The sequence below is a fragment of the Mycolicibacterium xanthum genome, from assembly GCF_019710635.1.
GTDB lineage: Bacteria > Actinomycetota > Actinomycetes > Mycobacteriales > Mycobacteriaceae > Mycobacterium > Mycobacterium xanthum.
This window is the reverse complement of record NZ_JAIFZS010000025.1, coordinates 1-16,989: the sequence shown is the minus strand read 5'-3', so window position 1 is coordinate 16,989 and position 16,989 is coordinate 1. Positions and strand designations below refer to the sequence as shown.

The window sequence follows — 16,989 nt, the reverse complement described above, 5'->3', positions numbered from 1 at the left end:
GCACGCCGCGGCCCACCGCCGTGCCTGCGGTCGAGATCACGGACGGCCCCTGTCGCGACGGCTTGCGCCGCGGAGCCGCTGGGCGCGCAGGCCGCGATCCACCCCGCGAACTGGTCTTCGACCTGGTCGGACGGGCAGCAGATCGGGACGCGGTCTTACTCGCCATGGAGACAAGCCTAGTCGCAATGGACTCATATGCACCATCTGCCACACTGGTCACAGATTGGTGTCGATCGCGCGAATTCGATCTACCGTGCCCGCATGGCCGACCACAACCCAGCACCACCGACGACCGGCGTTTCGTTCACCGGCAGGCTGTTGTGCAGCGTCTATGCGGTGATCGCCGTCGTGGCCCTGGTCGCGACATGGAGCCAGAACATCGCCTACCTGGACAGTCCGGCGGGATTTCTGATCGATTTCCTCGACGACACCAAGGCCAACCCGGGGTCCAGGTCGATGACCGTGGACATCCTGCTGCTGTTCCTGTCGGCGGGGATCCTGATGGTCACCGAGGCCCGCAAGCACGGCGTGCGGTTCGTCTGGCTGTACATCATCGGGGGCTTCGCGATCGCCATCAGCGTGACCTTCCCACTGTTCCTCATCGCCCGCGAACTGCGGATCGGCGCGGCCGGTCGTCGTCCGGTCACCGTTGTCGATGCGGTCGGGCTCGCGGCGTTGGCCGCGGCACTGCTCGCGCTGGTGCTGTGGGTGGACCTCGGGTGAGTCGACATGGGGTGAGTCGACACGGCCTGACACCCACCACGGCCGCATGAGTAGGGTGGACAGCTGTCCAGCTCATCGCCGAGATCAAGGAGCGCCACCGGTGCCCAGCAGCAATCCGATCGTCGTCGTCGCCACCATGACCGCCAAGCCCGAATCGGTCGACACCGTCCGGGAGGCGTGCACGCAGGCCGTCGAGGCGGTGCACGGTGAGCCCGGGTGTGAGCTGTACTCGCTGCACGAGGCCGACGGCACGTTCGTCTTCGTCGAGCAGTGGGCCGACGCCGACGCCCTGACGGCGCACAGCAAGGCCCCCGCGATCGCGGCGCTGTTCGGCGCCGTCGGCGAGCTTCTCGACGGAGCGCCGGACATCAAGATGCTGCAGCCGGTCGCCGCGGGCGATCCGGCCAAGGGCAAGCTGCGTTCGTAGCGTCATGGGCGAGCTCAGCGGCAAGGCCGCATTCATCACCGGCGCCGCCCGCGGCCAGGGTCGGGCCCACGCGGTCAAACTCGCCTCCGAGGGCGCCGACATCATCGCCCTGGACCTGTGCGATCAGATCGCCTCGGTGCCCTACCCGCTGGCGACCCCGGACGACCTGGCCGCCACGGTCAAGCTGGTCGAAGAGACCGGCGCGCGGATCGTGGCCGTCGAAGCCGACGTACGCGACCGAGACGCGGTGAAGGCGGCGGTGCGCCGGGGCACCGACGCGCTGGGCGAGCGCCTCGACATCGTGGTCGCCAATGCGGGCATCGCGCCGATGGCCGCGGCCGACGCCTGGCGGGACGTCATCGACGTCAACCTGACCGGCGTCTATCACACGATCGACGTCGCGATGAAGCCGATGATCAAGTACGGCAACGGCGGTTCGATCGTGCTGACCAGTTCGGTGATGGGACTGGTCGGGGTGGGCACGCCGATCGCCGGGTCGGTCGGTTACGCGGCGGCCAAGCACGGCGTCGTCGGCCTGATGCGGACGTATGCAAACCTGTTGGCCCAGTTCAATATCCGGGTCAACTCGATCCATCCCGCCGGGGTGAACACACCGATGATCGACAACGACTTCACCCGGTCCTGGCTGGAGGGCATGGCGCAGCAGAGTGAGGGTGGACCCGACATGGGCAACGCGCTACCGGTGCAGACACTCGAGCCCGAGGACATCGCCAACGCGGTGCTCTGGCTGGTGTCCGATGCCGCCCGGTACGTCACCGGGGTCACGCTGCCCGTCGACGCAGGCTATGTGAACAAGCGCTGAACCGGTGAGCATGCGACGAAACGCCGCCGCCCGGACCGCCTTCGGGCCGATGGTGCTCGCGGCCGTCGAACACCACGAGCCGTCGCACCGCCGCCTCGTCGACGACGACCTCGCCGGATCCTTTCTGCCCGCCACACTTCGCGCGCTGGTGGCCGTGACCCGCATCGGTGTTATCCGCCGGGCCGTCTCGGCCGCCTCGCAGAGATCCGGCCCGGGGCTGTGGGCCGGCATCGCCTGCCGTAAGCACTACATCGACGAACGGCTGTCGGATCCCCTCAACGAGGTCGATGCGGTCGTGGTGCTCGGCGCCGGGCTGGACACCCGGGCGTGCCGCATCGCCAGGCACAGTGAGCTGCCGGTCTACGAGCTAGACCAGCCGGTCATGATCGAGCACAAGGAGGCGTTGCTGCGGCGGGTGCTCGGTGCCACGCCCGCCTCGGTTCAGCTGATACCGGTCGACTTCGAAACCGACGACCTGATGGCCGCCCTGGAGAACCGCGGATACCGGCGCGGTGACCGCACCTTCTTCATCTGGGAGGGCGTCACCCAATACCTGAGCCCGGAAGCGGTCCGCGCCACGCTGGCCCAGACCAGCTCGGCGGCGCCCGGGAGCCGGCTCGTCTTCACCTACATCAGACAGGACTTCATCGACGGCGAGAATCGCTACGGCAGCGACGCGCTCTACCGGCGGTTCCGGCAGCGCGCACAGGTGTGGAAGTCGGGCCTGGTGCGCGAGGCGGTCGGCGATCTGCTCGCCGAATCGGGCTGGAGGCTGGTCGAGCAGGCGGGTCCGAGCTACTTCCGGGACACCTACATCCGGCCGACCGGGCGCACGCTGTCGGCATCCCCCATCGAGTGGACGGCGCTGGCCGAACGATGAAAACCGGCGCCCGCGAACACAATCAGATCTCGATGACGGTCGGCACGATCATCGGCTGCCGGCGGTAGGTCTCGCCCACCCATTTACCGACCGTGCGACGCACCGCCTGCGCGATGCGCGTCGGATCGGTGATGTTCTGCGACGCCAGCCGGTCCAGCTCGGCCTCGACGTTGCGGGCCGCCGGTTCCAGCGCCTTGGGATCCTCGGAGAAGCCGCGCGAATGCAGGTGCGCAGGCGCGGCCCGCTTGCCCGTCCCCCGCCGCACGATCACCGTCACGGCGACGAAACCCGAAGAGAGAATGAGCCTTTCGCCGAGCGTTGCATCACCGACGTCGCCGGTGATCAGCCCGTCGACGAACATCTTGCCGACCGACACCGCCCCCGCGATGCTGACCCGGCCGGCCACCAGGTCGACGCTGACACCGTTCTCGGCGAGCACGATGTTCTCCTCGGGAACACCGGAGCGCGCGGCCAGTGCCGCGTTGGCGCGCAGCATCCGCCAGGTGCCGTGCACCGGCATCACGTTGCGGGGCCGCACACCGTTGTAGAGGAACAGCAGCTCGCCGGAGTAGGCGTGGCCGGAGACATGCACGCGCACCTGCTGATTGGTGACGACGCGGGCACCGATCTTGGCCAGCGCGTCGATCACCCCGTACACGGCCTCCTCGTTGCCCGGGATCAGCGACGACGACAGGATGATCAGGTCGCCCGCGGTCAGCGTGATGCTGCGATGCTCGCCGCGCGACATTCGCGAGAGTGCCGCCATCGGCTCGCCCTGGGTCCCGGTGGTGATCAGCACCACCCGGTCAGCGGGCATCATCTCCGCCGCGGCGATCTCCAGGACGTCCTCGTCGGCGACCCGCAGATACCCGAGTTCGCGGGCGATGCCCATGTTGCGCACCATCGACCGGCCGACGAACGACACCCGGCGCCCGAGCGCCACGGCGGCGTCGATGATCTGCTGCACACGGTCGACGTTGGACGCGAAGCACGCGACGATGACCCGCCCCTCCGCCCCGCGCATCAACCGGTGCAGCGCGGGACCGACCTCGCTCTCCGAAGGGCCCACACCGGGGATCTCCGAGTTGGTCGAGTCGCACAGGAACAGGTCGACGCCGGCGTCGCCGAGCCGCGACATGCCGGGCAGGTCGGTCGGCCTGCCGTCGGGTGGCAGCTGGTCGAGTTTGATGTCCCCGGTGTGCAGCACGGTTCCCGCGCCGGTGTGGATCGCGATCGCCAGGCAGCCCGGTATCGAGTGGTTGACCGCGAAGTACTGGCATTCGAACACCCCGTGCGTGGACTTCTGCCGCTCCGCCACCTCGACCAGCACCGGCTTGATCCGGTGTTCGCGGCACTTCTCCCGTACCAGTGCCAGCGTGAACTTCGACCCGACCACGGGGAGGTCCGGCCGCAGTTTGAGCAGGAACGGGATCGCGCCGATGTGATCCTCGTGACCATGGGTGACGACGAGTGCCTCCACGTCGTCGAGCCGGTGCTCGATGTGGCGCAGGTCGGGCAGGATCAGGTCGACGCCGGGCTCGTCATGGGTCGGGAAGAGCACCCCGCAGTCCACGATCAGCAGCCGGCCCAGATGTTCGAAAACGGTCATGTTGCGACCGATCTCGTTGATACCGCCCAGTGCGGTGACCCGGAGGCCACCCGCTGCCAGCGGCTGCGGCGCGATCAGTGCGGAGTCCACTAGCAGCCCACTAGCGCAACACCCCGGCGGTGCGCATGTCGTCGGTCAGGCCCTCGATCTGCTCGGCGGTGGCCGGCATCTGGGGCAGGCGCGGATCCCCCGTGTCGAAGCCCTGCAGCCGCAGGCCCTCCTTCGACAGGGTGACCCCGCCGAGCCTGGTCTGCGCGGCGTTGAGCGGTGCCAGCGAGACGCCGATCTTCCTGGCCGTGGCGAGGTCGCCGGACGCGAACGCGGTCAGCATGTCCCGCAGCTGACCGGCCGCCAGATGGCCCCACACGCTGACGAATCCGACCGCGCCCATCGCCAGCCACGGCAGGTTCAGCGAATCGTCGCCGGAGTAGTAGCTCAGCCCGGTCTCGGCGATGATCTGGGCACCGCCGTGCAGATCGCCCTTGGCGTCCTTGACCGCGACGATGTTGGGATGTCCCGACAGCGTGCGGAGGGTGTCCCAGCCGATCGGCACCATCGACCGGGGCGGGATGTCGTAGAGGATGACCGGCAGCTCGGTGGCATCGGCGACGGCGGTGAAGTGCGCGATCAGGCCGGACTGCGGTGGACGCGAGTAGTACGGGGTGACCACGAGCAGGCCGTGCGCGCCCTCGGCCGCGCACGCCTTGGCCAGGTGCACGCTGTGCGCCGTGTCGTAGGTGCCCGCCCCGGCGATGATGCGGGCCCGGTCGCCCACCGCCTCGAGCACCACCCGCAACAGCGCGATCTTCTCGTCGTCGGTGGTGGTCGGGGATTCGCCGGTGGTTCCGGACAGCACCAGGCCGTCGCAACCCTGGTCGACCAGGTGGATCGCCAACCGGGCGGCGGTGTCGGTGTCCAGCTCGCCGTCCGGCTTGAACGGGGTAACCATCGCGGTCAACAGGGTGCCCAACCGGGCAGGGGCGTCGAATCCGCTGGCACTCACGGGCGTCAAGATTACCTGCTCACCCACTCCAGCCACGAATGGCTTTCCGGCTCAGACCTCGGTGGCCAGCGGGCTGGTCGCGACCTCGGTGCCGTCGGCGAGCACGGTGATCTCGAAGTCGGCGAACACCTGGGGGGCGACATCGACGAGCTGGCGCAAACACTCGATGGCCAGCCGGCGGATCTCCACGTCGGCGTGTTCGCTGGCCCGCATCGCGATGAAATGCCGCCACGCCCGGTAGTTGCCGGTCACCACGATGCGCGTCTCGGTGGCGTTCGGCAGGACGGCACGGGCCGCCTGGCGGGCCTGCTTGCGCCGCAGCACGGCCCGTCCCTCGGGCTGGTCGCCCACCAGCTTGGCTTCCAGCCTGGTCAGCAGCTCGAGGTAGGCGGCCCGGCTGGCGTCGGCGGCCGCGGCCAGGATCGCGGTCAGCTCCGGGTCGTCCTCGATGCCCGGCGGCGCCACCACCTGCGCGTCGTCCTCGGGCACGTACCGCTGCGACAGCTGGGAGTAGGAGAAGTGCCGGTGCCGGACCAGTTCGTGCGTGCAGGACCGCGAGATGCCGGTGATGTAGAACGACACCGAGGCGTGTTCGAGCACGGAGAAATGGCCGACGTCGATGATGTGCCGCAGATACGAGGCGTTGGTGGCGGTGCGCGGATTGGGCTTCGACCAGCTCTGATAGCAGGCCCGCCCGGCGAACTCGACGAGTGCGGGACCGCCGTCGGCGTCGGTGCTCCACGGCACGTCCGGCGGCGGCGCGAATTCCGTCTTGGCGATCAGCTGCACACGCAGCGGAGCGATCTCGGCCACGCGGCGAGGATAGCGCGCGGGACGGGCGAACCCCCGCGTTGAGGCTGCGCTGGCGGCCCCACCCCGCGTTGAAACTGCGCTCAGGGCGAGGTCCACTCGAACTTCCTCGCCGTGAGCGCAGCGCCAACGGACGTTAGGGTGGCCCATGGCCGACACCACGATCGCCGCGCGACTGCTCGACGTCATCGAGACCGACATCCTGCCGCTCACCGAGCGAGGCGTGGCCGCCGGCAACAAGGTGTTCGGCGCGGCGCTGCTGCGCAAGTCGGATCTGTCCGTGGTGATCGCCGGCACCAACGACGAAACCGACAACCCGCTCTGGCACGGCGAGATCAACACACTGCGCCAGTTCTACGAGATGCCCGCGCGGCCACCGACCAAGGATCTGGTCTTCCTGACCACCCACGAGCCCTGCACGCTGTGCATGTCGGCGATCACCTGGTCCGGGTTCGACAACTACTACTACTTCTACAGCCACGAGGACTCCCGCGACAGCTTCGCCATCCCGCACGACCTGAAGATCCTCAAGGAGCTGTTCGGCCTGGAACCCGGCGGCTATCGCCGCACCAACGAGTTCTGGACCGCCTATGCGATCGCCGACCTCATCGACACCGAGCCCGAGCCACAGCGCACCGAACTGCTCCAACAGCGCGACCGGATCCGCGAGCGCTACGACGCGCTGTCGAACCAGTATCAGGAATCCAAGGGCGACAACGATATTCCGTTGGGCTAGCGGTCAGTTCGCGGCGACGAAATCGACCACCACGCGCGCCAGTTCGGCGCCCTTGTCCTCTTGGAGGAAGTGCCCACCGTCGGCGATCGTCAGCTCCGGTTGCCCCTGCGCCCCGGGGATGAGCTTGCGCAGCACGGCATCTCCGCCACGGGTGATCGGGTCGGAGTCGGAGAAGGCGCACAGGAACGGCTTGCCGAACCGGCGCAGCAGCTCCCAGGCGGCCCGGTTGGCCGGGGCGGCCGGGTCTTCGGGGCTGATCGGCACCAGCAGCGGGAACTGACGCACCCCCGCCTTGTACGAATCGTCGGGGAACGGGGCGTCGTAGGCGGCGATCACCTCGGGCGCCAACGTCGAGGCGCAGCCTGCGTTCACGATCTGCCCCACCGGAAAGTCCGGCGTCTGCTGGCTGAAGTTCTGCCAGGCCAGAAACGCCTCGCCCGGGTGGTGGTCGCCGGTCGGCAGCATCGTGTTGGCCGCCACCACCCGCGCGAAGCGATCCGGATGCTCGCCGACCAGACGTAACCCGATCAGCCCGCCCCAGTCCTGACACACCAGGGTGATGTCGGTCAGCCCGATCGCGTCGATCGCGCCCCAGGTCCAGTCGACGTGCGCGGCGTAGGTGTAGTCCTCGCGGCGGGTCGGCTTGTCGCTGCGGCCGAAGCCGACCAGATCGATCGCCACCGCACGCAAACCCGCATCGACGAGGACCGGGATCATCCACCGGTACAGGTAGCTCCACGACGGCTCGCCGTGCAGCAGCAACACCACCGGGGCATCGGCCGGACCTTCGTCGAGGTAGTGCATGCGCACCTCGCCGACCTGCACGTAGTGCGGTTCGAACGGAAAGTCGGGCAGATCGGTGAATCGCTCGTCGGGGGTGCGCAGTACATCCACGGGTGCAGCTCCTTCGCCGTTGTACCCCCCTACGGTACTTACACGTACCACACGTTATCTCAGCGCACGACCTAGTTGTGCCACCACGTTGCCGCGGTCACCGACGACGACGTCGCCCAGCCCCAGCCACGAGGCCATCGACCGCAGCTCGCCCGCCATCGCGTCGGCCACCCGGCCCGGGTTCCGGCCGTCTTCCGCGAACGCACCGAGCACCTGCAGCGCGTCCCGGGTCCGGTCCGCCTTCAGATCGAGCCGGCCCACCAGTTCGCCGTCGAGCAGCATCGGCCACACGTAGTAGCCGAACCTCCGTTTGAGTGCCGGGGTGTAGATCTCGATGCGGTAGTGGAACCCGAACAGCCGCTCGACCCGCGGCCGGAAGAAGATCAGCGGGTCGAACGGGCACAGCAGAGCCGTCCCGCGGTCCCGCCGCGGCACCGTCTGCCCGGCGCACAGGTAGGCCGGGGCCGACCAGCCGTCGACGTCGACGCGTTCGAGCTCACCGGCGGCGACCAGGTCGGCGATCGCGGGCTTGATCTGGCGGGCACCCAACCGGAAGTAGTCGCGGATGTCGGCCTCGGTGGCGATGCCCAGCGCCGCGGCGGCCCGTCGCGCGAGCTCGCGGACCGCGTCGGGCTCGTCCACCTCCCGGTTCACCACGTCGGCGGGCAGCACCCGTTCGGTGAGGTCGTAGTGGCGTGCGAACCCGACCCGGGTGGCGGTGGTCAGCACCCCCGACGACCACAGCGCCTCGGCCACCCATTTGGTGTCGCTGCGATCCCACCAGGGACCTTTTCGGCCCCGCGGTTCGGACTCCAGATAGGCCTCGATCTGCCCGGCGGTCGACGGGCCCAGCGCCGTCACCGCGGCCACCACGTCGTCGGCCAGCTTGGCGTTGCGCCGGACGATCTCGCTGCCCCACCGGCCGTGGGAGTACTCGCGCATCCGCCAGCGCAGCAGCGGCCAGTCCTCGACCGACATCAGCGCCGCTTCGTGCGCCCAGTACTCGACCAGCAGCCTCGGCGACCGGGCCGAGTGGCGCCAGGCCGCACGATCCAGGATGTCGCGGTCGTAGGGCCCGAGCCGGCTGAACACCGGGGCGTAGTGCGCACGCACCGCGACCGACACCGAGTCCAGCTGCAACACCTGCAGCCGCGCGACGAGCCGCTTGAGATGGGCACGCGTGACCGGCCCGGCCGGCTTCGGCTCGCCGAAGCCCTGCGCCGCGACCGCCACCCGCCGCGCCTGCGCAGCGGTGAGCCTCACGGCCTGACGTAGCTGTAGAACCGGTAGCGCAACCCCGATGTGCTGTCGTGCCAATTCCCGACGGTACCCACCCACGAGTCGTCGAGCACCGGCGCCAGCGCGTCGTCGTCCCGCCGGTGCAGGTCGATGTCCACCTCGGTGACCTCGCACCGGTTCGCCAGCGGCAACGCCAACCCGTAAATCTGCGATCCGCCGATCACCCAGGCGCCCTCGAGTGGGGCGTCCTCGATGTCGGTGACCACTTCCGCTCCCTCGGCCAGGTAGCCGGCCTGCCGCGTCACCACGACATTCCTGCGGCCCGGCAACGGCCGCACCGAACCGGGCAGCGACTCCCAGGTGCGCCGGCCCATGATCACGGTCCGGCCCATCGTGAGCTCCTTGAAGCGGGCCAGATCCTCGGGTACCCGCCACGGGATCGCGTTGTCTCGACCGATCACCCCGGAGCTGGACTGGGCCCAGATCAGCGATACGCCCGCAGTCATGATTCGGACCTGCAAGCAATCCTCATGGACACCTACACCGCCACCGGGGCCTTGATCGCCGGGTGTGGGTCGTAGTTCTCGATGACGACGTCGTCGTAGGCGTAGTCGAAGATCGAATCCCGCTGGGCCAGAACGAGAACAGGGTATGGTCGCGGCTCGCGCGAGAGCTGCTCGGCGACCTGCTCGACGTGGTTGTCGTAGATGTGACAGTCCCCGCCGGTCCAGATGAACTCCCCGACCCCGAGGCCGGCCTGTGCGGCCATCATGTGGGTCAGCAACGCGTAGCTGGCGATGTTGAACGGCACCCCGAGGAACAGGTCGGCGCTGCGCTGGTACAGCTGGCAGCTCAGCCGTCCGTCGGCGACGTAGAACTGGAAGAACGCATGACACGGCGGCAGGGCCATCTGCGGGATCTCGCCGACGTTCCACGCGGAGACGATGTTGCGCCGCGAGTCCGGGTCGGTTCGCAGCAGCTGCACCGCCGCGCTGATCTGGTCGATGTGCTCACCCGACGGCGTCGGCCACGATCTCCACTGGACCCCGTACACCGGGCCCAGATCTCCAGTCGGAGAAGCCCATTCGTCCCAGATCGTGACGCCGCGGTCCTGCAGCCAGCGCACGTTCGAATCCCCGCGCAGGAACCAGAGCAGCTCGTAGACGATCGACTTGGTGTGCACCTTCTTGGTGGTGATCAGCGGGAACCCGGTGGCGAGGTCGTAGCGCATCTGATGCCCGAACAGGCTGCGGGTACCGGTGCCGGTCCGGTCGGATTTCGCGATTCCGGTCTCGAGCACGAGTCGCAGCAGGTCCTCGTAAGGGGTGGCGATCGGCACGCGCCCAGCTTACGGGCAACCGGACGGAGTAGAACAGAAGCCATGCCCAGGATCGCCGACACCGTGACGACCGCAGACGGCTCGTGTCCCGTCACCCTGCACACACCCGACGGCGAGGGCCCGTGGCCCGGGATCGTGATGTATCCCGACGCCGGCGGCGCCCGAGAGACCTTCGCCGCGATGGCCGACAAACTGGCCGGTTACGGCTACGCGGTGCTGGTCCCCGACGTCTACTACCGCGACGGGGACTGGGCACCGTTCACGATGGCCACCGTGTTCGAGGACCAGGCCGAACGCAACCGCCTGTTCGGCATGATCTCCAAAGTCACCCCCGAGTTCATGGCCGCCGACGCCTCCGCGTTCTTCGACTACCTGGCGGCGCGGCCCGAGGTGCGCGGCGCGACGTTCGGAACCACCGGCTACTGCATGGGCGGCCGGACCTCACTGATCGTGGCCGGCCGCGTGCCCGACCGCGTCGCGGCGGCGATGTCGTTCCACGGCGGCGGCCTGGCCGCCGACGATCCGGGCAGTCCGCACCGGTTGGCCGACGCCATGCTGGCGCCGGTGTACGTCGGGGCCGCCCAGAACGACCCGTCCTTCACCACCGAGGCAGGCGAGACGCTGGACAAGGCCCTGACCGCGGCCGGCGTCGAGCACACCATCGAGTGGTATTCGGCGTCCCACGGCTTCGCGGTGCCCGACAACGCGCCCTACGACGAACCGGCCGCGCGGCGGCACTGGGCGGCCATGGAGTCCTTCTTCGGCTCTCACCTGCACTGATCGTATTGCTCAGCGCGGCGGCGATGAGCGACCATGAACGCCGCGTATGACCACACCTTCAGTGAATCGGCCTTCGGCGAACACGGCAGGCGCATCGACCCGGTGCTCGCCCGCAGTTGGCTGCTGGTCAACGGCGCACAGTACGACCGCTTCGCGGCCGCGGCCGCGTCGCGGGCCGACATCGTGGTGCTCGACATCGAGGATGCCGTCGCGCCCAAGGACAAGGCCGCCGCGCGCGACAACGTCACCCGGTGGCTGGCCGAGGGCCACGACGACTGGGTGCGCATCAACGGCTTCGGCACCGAATGGTGGGCCGGTGACCTGCAGATGCTGGCGGGCACCTCGGTCGGCGGCGTGATGCTGGCGATGGTGGAGTCCGTCGACCACGTCACCGAGACCGCCAAGCGGCTGCCCGACGTGCCGATCGTCGCGTTGGTGGAAACCGCACGCGGGCTGGAACGCATCACCGAGATCGCCTCCGCGAAGGGCACCTTCCGGCTGGCGTTCGGTATCGGCGACTTCCGCAGGGACACCGGCTTCGGCGACGATCCGCTGACGCTGGCATACGCGCGGTCCCGGTTCACCATCGCCGCCAAGGCGGCGCACCTGCCCAGCGCCATCGACGGCCCGATGGTGGGCTCCAGCGCTCTACGGTTGAGCGAGGCGACCGCGGTGTCGGCCGAGTTCGGCATGACCGGCAAGATCTGCCTGACGCCCGACCAATGCCCCACGATCAACGAAGGGCTTTCCCCCTCGGTTGAGGAGATCGGCTGGGCGAAGGAGTTTTTCGTCGAGTACGAACGCGACGGCGGGGAGATCCGCAACGGCTCGGACCTCCCCGCATCCCACGGGCCACCAAGATCCTCGATCTGGCGCGGGCCTACGGCATCGAATCGTCGGACTTCGACGACGTCGACGATCCGGCTCACATCCCGGCGCCGTCAGACACCTACCACTACTGAACGTGGGGATGCTGCTGGATTTGGCGGGACTCCCGGTAGGTCTTGACGCCGCGCATGATGCCGCGCACCGCGTAGAACCCTGAGATGGCCGTCAACGTGAGCAGAGTGAGGAACAGTATCAGCCAGTCGGCGCGGGAGTGTTCCACGTTCCACCACACGACGGTGAACAGAATCGCGCTGAGGAACACCACGATGTCGCGCCAGTTGCCTTCGTAACCGGCGGCCACCGCACGGATCTGCTGGTTCTTGTCGAAGCCGTTGATCAGCATGTCGATCCGTGCGTCGATCACCCGCTCCAGGTCGGCGCGCCGATGTTCCTGGTCGGCGGGAATCCGGTCCAGCAGATCCATGTCCTTACTGATGGCCGCGCGCATGTCCGGGGCTTTGAAGTTTCCGGCAGCCATTCCCAGCAGGGCGCCACCGGCGAGCGGGGCGCTGGCAACGGCGATTTCAGCAAGGCCCGGCATGTTTCTCCCTGTTCGACGCGATGATCACATTCGGATGGCGGCGCCGATCAACCCCGCCACGATCAGCAGAACGACGGCGCACACCAGCAATGTACCGATGCTGATCGCGACGACCGCACCCCTGGCGGCCCCGGTGCGGATCACCTCGAAGTTCGCGATCACCCCGAGGAACCCGATCAGCAGGCCGAGCAGCCCACCGGCTGCCAGCAGGATGGGCAACCCCGCGACCACCTTCAGCCAGACCGGCGGCTCTTCGCCGGTGCGGTGGATGACGTCCCCGATCGCGACCCTGGGATAGACCTCCCAGGGCATGAGCCGTTTGATCTGACCGGACACCGGTTGCCCGAACGCCCCGGTGAACTCGAAGCTCCCCCGCGTCGTCGGGACCTCGGCACCGTCGACGAACAGCTTACGCTTGCCGGTCCAGGCGTTCACGTTGACCATCACGGCTCCGGTGATCCCGGGGATCTGCATCGGTGCTGTCAGCATGGCCACTTCGTACCATGCGCACGGAATCGCGGCTATCCCTGGAGGCCGGAGTCCTGCGATGACTACCTGCCCCGTGCGGCGTCGCACGCGGCCTGGGCGTCGGCCTTGGAGTCGTACACCTGATCGACGCCGGGACCTTCGCCGAACCACTCCCCGGTGTCGAGATGCCCGACCAGGTACTTGCCCGACCGGTACAGTCCAGGTTTCTCCCGCGTCCACGTCAGTGGTCGTTCCACGACCGGCCGTCCGGTCTGACGGATCAACGAGGTGAGCCCCCGGCGAGCCGCGTTCTTCGTTTCCGCAACGTGCACGGCGACCGGCGTGGCGTCTCCACCATCGACCGCATAGACGGTGATGAGCCAGCCCAGACCAGCGGGCCGTCCACGCTCGTCGGTGTCGGTCTCGACCAGGATCAAGCGATTACCGGCCCGAACCGCATCGGGCAGGCGGTCATCGAACACGCACCAGGGTTCGCCGGTTCCGCTGGCCGCGATGGCCTCCCGCACGACCTCGGCGGCGCGGATCATCGGGCCGTGAAGGGGTCGGCTGCGGTCGATGTTCTTCGCGCGACAAGGCGGCGACGCGTCAACATCGTGACTTCCGTGTTCGCTCTGACTGCTTCACCCCATCAACGTCGCGGCGACGGTCGCGCCCAGGTTCCAGCACGCCTCGAGGTCCGCCTTGGTCGGCTTGCCCATCACCACAACGTGCTCGGCTGCCTTCACCCAGCCCAGCCCCGCGGTGATCCCGTCCACCGCCCGCTCCGCCCCTTCCGTGCCCTCGTTGCCGTGCAGCCACAGCCCGAATGGTCTGCCTCGGGTGGAGTCCAGCAGTTGGTAGTAGCTGACGTCAAAGGCGTGCTTGAGAGCGCCGGAAACGTAGCCGAGGTTGACCGGAGTCCCCAACAGGTAGCCGTCAGCCTGCAGCATCTCGAATGGTGAGACCGTGAGTGCTTGTCGCCGAACGACTTCGATGCCCTCGATGTCCGGGTCGGTCGCACCGGCTACGACCGCCTCGAACATCTCCTGACAGTGCGGGGACGGCGTGTGGTGCACAATCAGCAGGGTCTTGCTCACAGACGACCCTCCTGCATCTGGACCGCCTTCTTCATCGTCTCCCTGGCCCGACCCCGGTCGCCGGCGTAGTCGTACGCCCGTGCCAGTCGATACCACCGGCGCCAGTCATTGGGGTCGGCCTCGAGTTCCTCGCGCACCGTGTGGAAGAGGGCGTCGGCGGCGTCACGCTCGATGCGCCCCGACGGCATCCTCGGCAGGTCGGCGACATTGAGCTCCAGGCCGTCCTCGCGCACGATGCGGGCCAGCCGCTGGTGGGCCAGCCCGGCCCGCAGCGTGGCGACCATCACCCAGACACCGATCACCGGCAGGATCAAGATGGCCGCGCCGAGCCCGATCGCGGCGAGCTCACCGGAGCCGATCAGCTTCGACGCCAGGCGGAGCAGCAAGGCGAAGTACACGAGCAGCGCCACACACATGAAGCCGATCAGCAATTGGATCCGCAGTACGCGCGCGCCGTCGGTCATGACAGGTCGAGCAGCGGATCGATCCCGACCGTCAGGCCGGGGAATTCGGCGATCTTGCGAACCGCGAGCAGCACGCCGGGCACGAACGACGTGCGGTCGATGCTGTCGTGGCGGATCGTCAGCGTCTCCCCCTGGGTGCCGAACAGCACCTCCTGGTGCGCGACCAGACCGGCCAGCCGCACCGAATGCACCGGAATACCGTCGACGTCGGCACCACGGGCGCCCTCCAGTCCGGTGCTGGTGGCATCGGGATTGGGCGGCAACCCCTTTCGCGCCTCGGCGATCAACCGGGCCGTTCGCGCTGCGGTGCCCGACGGAGTGTCGACCTTGAACGGGTGGTGCAACTCGATGACCTCGACGGATTCGAAGTACTTCGCCGCCTGCTGCGCAAAGTGCATCGACAGCACCGCACCGATCGCGAAGTTCGGCGCGATGAGCACCGCGACGCCGGGCTTGCCCGCCAACCACTCCCGCACCTGTTCGAGGCGTTCGTCGGTGAACCCGGTGGTGCCGACGACCGCGTGGATTCCGTTGTCGATCAGGAACTTCAGGTTGTCCATCACCACGCTCGGATGGGTGAAGTCGATGACCACCTCGGTACCGGAGTCCACCAGCGACGACAGCGGATCGCCGGCGTCCACTCCGGCACTGAACTCCAGATCTTCCGCCGCCTCGACCGCCGACACCATCGTCGCGCCGACCTTGCCTTTGGCGCCCAACACTCCGACTCGCATGGGCTCACCCTAGCCCTTGCTGTTCGCGCACCGATCTGCTGACCTCTGAAATCCCTTTCATCACTTTGGTTTCTGTGGTCACATTCCGGGCGGGGGCGGATGTGTCGGTGGGTCGCACTAATGTTCGATTCATGGGTTCTCCGGGAAGCGGCATCCCAACATCGTCCGAGTCACCGACCGCGGCGAGTTCGGACGCTGCGACGAGGCGCGCCTGGAAAGCCAGGCCTGTCGCCGTCGTTGAATTCCTCGGTCGATTCGATGCGGACGGTCCGCTCACGGTGCGGTCGCTGTACTGCCAGCCCATGATGTCGACGTTGATGGAGCCGACCATCCGGCGGGTTCCGGCGCGGCAGCGCCCGGTTGATCGCTGGCGGTCATGCATGGGACCGCCGTGATGCCACGGTGGCGATCAGCCCGTTGGTGGCCGCGTCGTTGGCGCATTGGGGCGCAGCTGCGCACGGCCTGGCGGCCGCCGAAACGGCAACGGATCATCGTGCTTCCGTGAACGCGGCGATTATTGATAGCCGATGCGTCGGTACCGATACGGGCTACTGAGAGGGTGACCCGGGGGTGATACCGGCGGCAAGGTTAAGGAGACCGCCCGGCTCTTCGGATCAGCGGACTGCATGGAGTCGACGATGGGTCTAGGTTGGGACCTTCGGCCCTATTTCCCAGGGCCTTGTGGCCCCTAGTGTCGGGCAGGTTCCGCGTCAACGGAGGTTTCCACTAGTCGCTCAACAGAACAACGTAGTTAGGGAGTCGATTATGAAGTTCCTGATGTCATGGACATTGCCCCACGGTGACGCCTACCGGGCAGCGGTCGCGCGATTTCTCGAGACCGGCGGCTCCCCTCCTGCTGGAGCTCAAATGATCGGCCGCTGGCACGGCTCCAATGGCAAGGGCTTCGCTATCGCGGAAAGCGACGATCCGAAGGCGATATTCCGTTGGATGGCGGAGTGGTACGAATTTATGGCGATCGAGGCCACCCCTCTTGTCGAAGACGCGGACGGAGCGGCAGTGCTCCAGTCGCTGTACGGCTAGAAACGGATAGCTCGGGGTCATCACGCCTTGAGGCGGTAGGGCACGGGGGTAGCCCAGCACGCTATCCCCCGAGGTCTGAAATGAGATCGGCCCGCCACCGGAGAGTAGTGCGGGCCGTCTGCGTTGGGCCGCTCGCCTATGCAGGCTTGTCGAGCTGGTCGAGGGTGTCGGCAAGTCCCGTGCTGATCGGACTGTGGCTGTTACGTTGCGCGGGAAGTCGCTAAAGGGATGACGGCGGTGGTCCGCTAGTACTGCAGCCGTAGATCGGGGCTGACGAGTTTCGGCGTGTCTGCGCTGGTCAGGGCGGTGACCGCGGCATCGTTCGATGTTTGTGAAGACAATTGAATTGGCCGCGGTCACCGCGGTTCATAGCGTAGACCCTGACCGGTGGCAGACCGAGTACTCGGCGATGATCGATCGGATCGCGCCGCGCTTCGCCCGCTACGAACCGTTGCGCCATGCCGGCGAACTCATCCTGGGCATGGTCTCGGGC

The 16,989-nt window shown here is 67.9% G+C and carries 21 protein-coding genes and 1 pseudogene; 8 read left to right on the top strand and 14 right to left on the bottom strand.

From position 1 onward, the window contains the following. The first annotated feature begins 261 nt into the window (after positions 1 to 261). From JDV09_RS11405 to JDV09_RS11390, 4 genes are all read left to right on the top strand, one after another. Positions 262 to 723: a DUF2834 domain-containing protein gene (locus JDV09_RS11405; RefSeq protein WP_221369241.1), complete on the top strand. Its 462-nt coding sequence runs from the start codon at positions 262 to 264 to the stop codon at positions 721 to 723. Between the two features lie 136 nt (positions 724 to 859). Continuing rightward, the gene (locus JDV09_RS11400) at positions 860 to 1,150 is read left to right on the top strand and encodes a putative quinol monooxygenase (RefSeq protein ID WP_372452901.1); all 291 of its coding nucleotides are present in this window, start codon (positions 860 to 862) and stop codon (positions 1,148 to 1,150) included. Between the two features lie 4 nt (positions 1,151 to 1,154). Beyond that, positions 1,155 to 1,973 carry a mycofactocin-coupled SDR family oxidoreductase gene (locus JDV09_RS11395; protein WP_221369239.1) on the top strand — a complete coding sequence of 273 codons (819 nt, stop codon included), beginning with the start codon at positions 1,155 to 1,157 and terminating at the stop codon, positions 1,971 to 1,973. A gap of 10 nt (positions 1,974 to 1,983) precedes the next feature. Beyond that, the gene (locus JDV09_RS11390; RefSeq protein ID WP_221369369.1) at positions 1,984 to 2,853 is read left to right on the top strand and encodes an SAM-dependent methyltransferase; all 870 of its coding nucleotides are present in this window, start codon (positions 1,984 to 1,986) and stop codon (positions 2,851 to 2,853) included. Between the two features lie 22 nt (positions 2,854 to 2,875). Here the strand turns inward: JDV09_RS11390 and JDV09_RS11385 are convergent, their stop codons facing one another. From JDV09_RS11385 to thyX, 3 genes are read right to left on the bottom strand one after another with little or no spacing between them, the layout of a single operon-like run. Then, positions 2,876 to 4,552, bottom strand: coding sequence for a ribonuclease J (locus JDV09_RS11385; RefSeq protein ID WP_221369238.1), 1,677 nt, complete (start codon positions 4,550 to 4,552; stop codon positions 2,876 to 2,878). Between the two features lie 10 nt (positions 4,553 to 4,562). After that, the gene (gene dapA / locus JDV09_RS11380) at positions 4,563 to 5,465 is read right to left on the bottom strand and encodes a 4-hydroxy-tetrahydrodipicolinate synthase (RefSeq protein ID WP_221369237.1); all 903 of its coding nucleotides are present in this window, start codon (positions 5,463 to 5,465) and stop codon (positions 4,563 to 4,565) included. Positions 5,466 to 5,516: 51 nt separating this feature from the next. After that, positions 5,517 to 6,278 (bottom strand): FAD-dependent thymidylate synthase, encoded by a 762-nt coding sequence (gene thyX, locus JDV09_RS11375; protein ID WP_221369236.1) that lies wholly within the window; start codon positions 6,276 to 6,278, stop codon positions 5,517 to 5,519. Between the two features lie 145 nt (positions 6,279 to 6,423). Between thyX and JDV09_RS11370 the strand changes: the two genes are divergently transcribed. Further along, complete coding sequence (locus tag JDV09_RS11370) at positions 6,424 to 7,011, top strand: tRNA-specific adenosine deaminase (protein WP_221369235.1); 588 nt, start codon at positions 6,424 to 6,426, stop codon at positions 7,009 to 7,011. Positions 7,012 to 7,014: 3 nt separating this feature from the next. Here the strand turns inward: JDV09_RS11370 and JDV09_RS11365 are convergent, their stop codons facing one another. The 4 genes from JDV09_RS11365 to JDV09_RS11350 are packed head-to-tail and all read right to left on the bottom strand — an operon-like array spanning position 7,015 to position 10,483. Continuing rightward, positions 7,015 to 7,905, bottom strand: a complete 891-nt coding sequence (locus JDV09_RS11365) for a haloalkane dehalogenase (RefSeq protein WP_221369234.1) — start codon at positions 7,903 to 7,905, stop codon at positions 7,015 to 7,017. Positions 7,906 to 7,959: 54 nt separating this feature from the next. Then, entirely contained in the window at positions 7,960 to 9,168 is a 1,209-nt protein-coding gene (locus tag JDV09_RS11360; RefSeq protein ID WP_221369233.1) for a winged helix-turn-helix domain-containing protein, read from the bottom strand. Continuing rightward, positions 9,165 to 9,650, bottom strand: a complete 486-nt coding sequence (locus tag JDV09_RS11355; protein ID WP_221369232.1) for a dihydrofolate reductase — start codon at positions 9,648 to 9,650, stop codon at positions 9,165 to 9,167. Before JDV09_RS11355 ends, JDV09_RS11360 begins: the two co-directional genes overlap by 4 nt. A gap of 32 nt (positions 9,651 to 9,682) precedes the next feature. Then, a complete protein-coding gene (locus tag JDV09_RS11350; RefSeq protein ID WP_221369231.1) occupies positions 9,683 to 10,483 on the bottom strand; it encodes a thymidylate synthase in 801 nt (266 codons plus the stop codon). A 42-nt stretch (positions 10,484 to 10,525) separates the two neighbouring features. Here JDV09_RS11350 and JDV09_RS11345 point away from each other — a divergent pair, with 42 nt between their 5' ends. Together JDV09_RS11345 and JDV09_RS11340 are read left to right on the top strand one after the other, a co-directional pair. Then, on the top strand, positions 10,526 to 11,263 hold the full coding sequence (locus JDV09_RS11345) for a dienelactone hydrolase family protein (RefSeq protein ID WP_221369230.1): 738 nt from the start codon (positions 10,526 to 10,528) through the stop codon (positions 11,261 to 11,263). A 33-nt stretch (positions 11,264 to 11,296) separates the two neighbouring features. Further along, a pseudogene (locus tag JDV09_RS11340) lies at positions 11,297 to 12,225 on the top strand (HpcH/HpaI aldolase/citrate lyase family protein). On the opposite strand, the gene JDV09_RS11335 reads toward JDV09_RS11340, so the two are convergent. The 7 genes from JDV09_RS11335 to JDV09_RS11305 form a co-directional block, all read right to left on the bottom strand. After that, a complete protein-coding gene (locus JDV09_RS11335; RefSeq protein ID WP_221369229.1) occupies positions 12,219 to 12,692 on the bottom strand; it encodes a hypothetical protein in 474 nt (157 codons plus the stop codon). The pseudogene JDV09_RS11340 and the gene JDV09_RS11335 overlap by 7 nt on opposite strands. Before the next feature lie 24 nt (positions 12,693 to 12,716). Continuing rightward, complete coding sequence (locus JDV09_RS11330) at positions 12,717 to 13,181, bottom strand: hypothetical protein (protein WP_221369228.1); 465 nt, start codon at positions 13,179 to 13,181, stop codon at positions 12,717 to 12,719. 62 nt (positions 13,182 to 13,243) lie between these two features. Beyond that, positions 13,244 to 13,708, bottom strand: coding sequence for a hypothetical protein (locus tag JDV09_RS11325; protein ID WP_221369227.1), 465 nt, complete (start codon positions 13,706 to 13,708; stop codon positions 13,244 to 13,246). A gap of 93 nt (positions 13,709 to 13,801) precedes the next feature. Beyond that, positions 13,802 to 14,257 (bottom strand): flavodoxin family protein, encoded by a 456-nt coding sequence (locus tag JDV09_RS11320; protein ID WP_308124092.1) that lies wholly within the window; start codon positions 14,255 to 14,257, stop codon positions 13,802 to 13,804. After that, positions 14,254 to 14,721 carry a tetratricopeptide repeat protein gene (locus JDV09_RS11315; RefSeq protein ID WP_221369226.1) on the bottom strand — a complete coding sequence of 156 codons (468 nt, stop codon included), beginning with the start codon at positions 14,719 to 14,721 and terminating at the stop codon, positions 14,254 to 14,256. Before JDV09_RS11315 ends, JDV09_RS11320 begins: the two co-directional genes overlap by 4 nt. Beyond that, positions 14,718 to 15,455, bottom strand: coding sequence for a 4-hydroxy-tetrahydrodipicolinate reductase (gene dapB / locus JDV09_RS11310; protein WP_221369225.1), 738 nt, complete (start codon positions 15,453 to 15,455; stop codon positions 14,718 to 14,720). The genes JDV09_RS11315 and dapB overlap by 4 nt, the downstream gene beginning before the upstream one ends. Positions 15,456 to 15,459: 4 nt before the next feature. Then, positions 15,460 to 15,837 carry a hypothetical protein gene (locus JDV09_RS11305; RefSeq protein ID WP_221369224.1) on the bottom strand — a complete coding sequence of 126 codons (378 nt, stop codon included), beginning with the start codon at positions 15,835 to 15,837 and terminating at the stop codon, positions 15,460 to 15,462. A gap of 383 nt (positions 15,838 to 16,220) precedes the next feature. Between JDV09_RS11305 and JDV09_RS11300 the strand changes: the two genes are divergently transcribed. Further along, positions 16,221 to 16,496, top strand: coding sequence for a DUF3303 domain-containing protein (locus JDV09_RS11300; RefSeq protein ID WP_221369223.1), 276 nt, complete (start codon positions 16,221 to 16,223; stop codon positions 16,494 to 16,496). Positions 16,497 to 16,989 lie beyond the last annotated feature (493 nt).

What these genes read in the sequence shown, in the direction of transcription:
- JDV09_RS11405 (WP_221369241.1), top strand. Translation starts at nt 262, where the DNA reads ATGGCCGACCACAACCCAGCACCACCGACGACCGGCGTTTCGTTCACC.
- JDV09_RS11400 (WP_372452901.1), top strand. Translation starts at nt 860, where the DNA reads ATGACCGCCAAGCCCGAATCGGTCGACACCGTCCGGGAGGCGTGCACG.
- JDV09_RS11395 (WP_221369239.1), top strand. Translation starts at nt 1,155, where the DNA reads ATGGGCGAGCTCAGCGGCAAGGCCGCATTCATCACCGGCGCCGCCCGC.
- JDV09_RS11390 (WP_221369369.1), top strand. Translation starts at nt 1,984, where the DNA reads ATGCGACGAAACGCCGCCGCCCGGACCGCCTTCGGGCCGATGGTGCTC.
- JDV09_RS11370 (WP_221369235.1), top strand. Translation starts at nt 6,424, where the DNA reads ATGGCCGACACCACGATCGCCGCGCGACTGCTCGACGTCATCGAGACC.
- JDV09_RS11355 (WP_221369232.1), bottom strand. Translation starts at nt 9,650, where the DNA reads ATGACTGCGGGCGTATCGCTGATCTGGGCCCAGTCCAGCTCCGGGGTG.
- JDV09_RS11345 (WP_221369230.1), top strand. Translation starts at nt 10,526, where the DNA reads ATGCCCAGGATCGCCGACACCGTGACGACCGCAGACGGCTCGTGTCCC.
- JDV09_RS11335 (WP_221369229.1), bottom strand. Translation starts at nt 12,692, where the DNA reads ATGCCGGGCCTTGCTGAAATCGCCGTTGCCAGCGCCCCGCTCGCCGGT.
- JDV09_RS11330 (WP_221369228.1), bottom strand. Translation starts at nt 13,181, where the DNA reads ATGCTGACAGCACCGATGCAGATCCCCGGGATCACCGGAGCCGTGATG.
- JDV09_RS11325 (WP_221369227.1), bottom strand. Translation starts at nt 13,708, where the DNA reads ATGATCCGCGCCGCCGAGGTCGTGCGGGAGGCCATCGCGGCCAGCGGA.
- JDV09_RS11315 (WP_221369226.1), bottom strand. Translation starts at nt 14,721, where the DNA reads ATGACCGACGGCGCGCGCGTACTGCGGATCCAATTGCTGATCGGCTTC.
- dapB (WP_221369225.1), bottom strand. Translation starts at nt 15,455, where the DNA reads ATGCGAGTCGGAGTGTTGGGCGCCAAAGGCAAGGTCGGCGCGACGATG.
- JDV09_RS11305 (WP_221369224.1), bottom strand. Translation starts at nt 15,837, where the DNA reads ATGCATGACCGCCAGCGATCAACCGGGCGCTGCCGCGCCGGAACCCGC.
- JDV09_RS11300 (WP_221369223.1), top strand. Translation starts at nt 16,221, where the DNA reads ATGAAGTTCCTGATGTCATGGACATTGCCCCACGGTGACGCCTACCGG.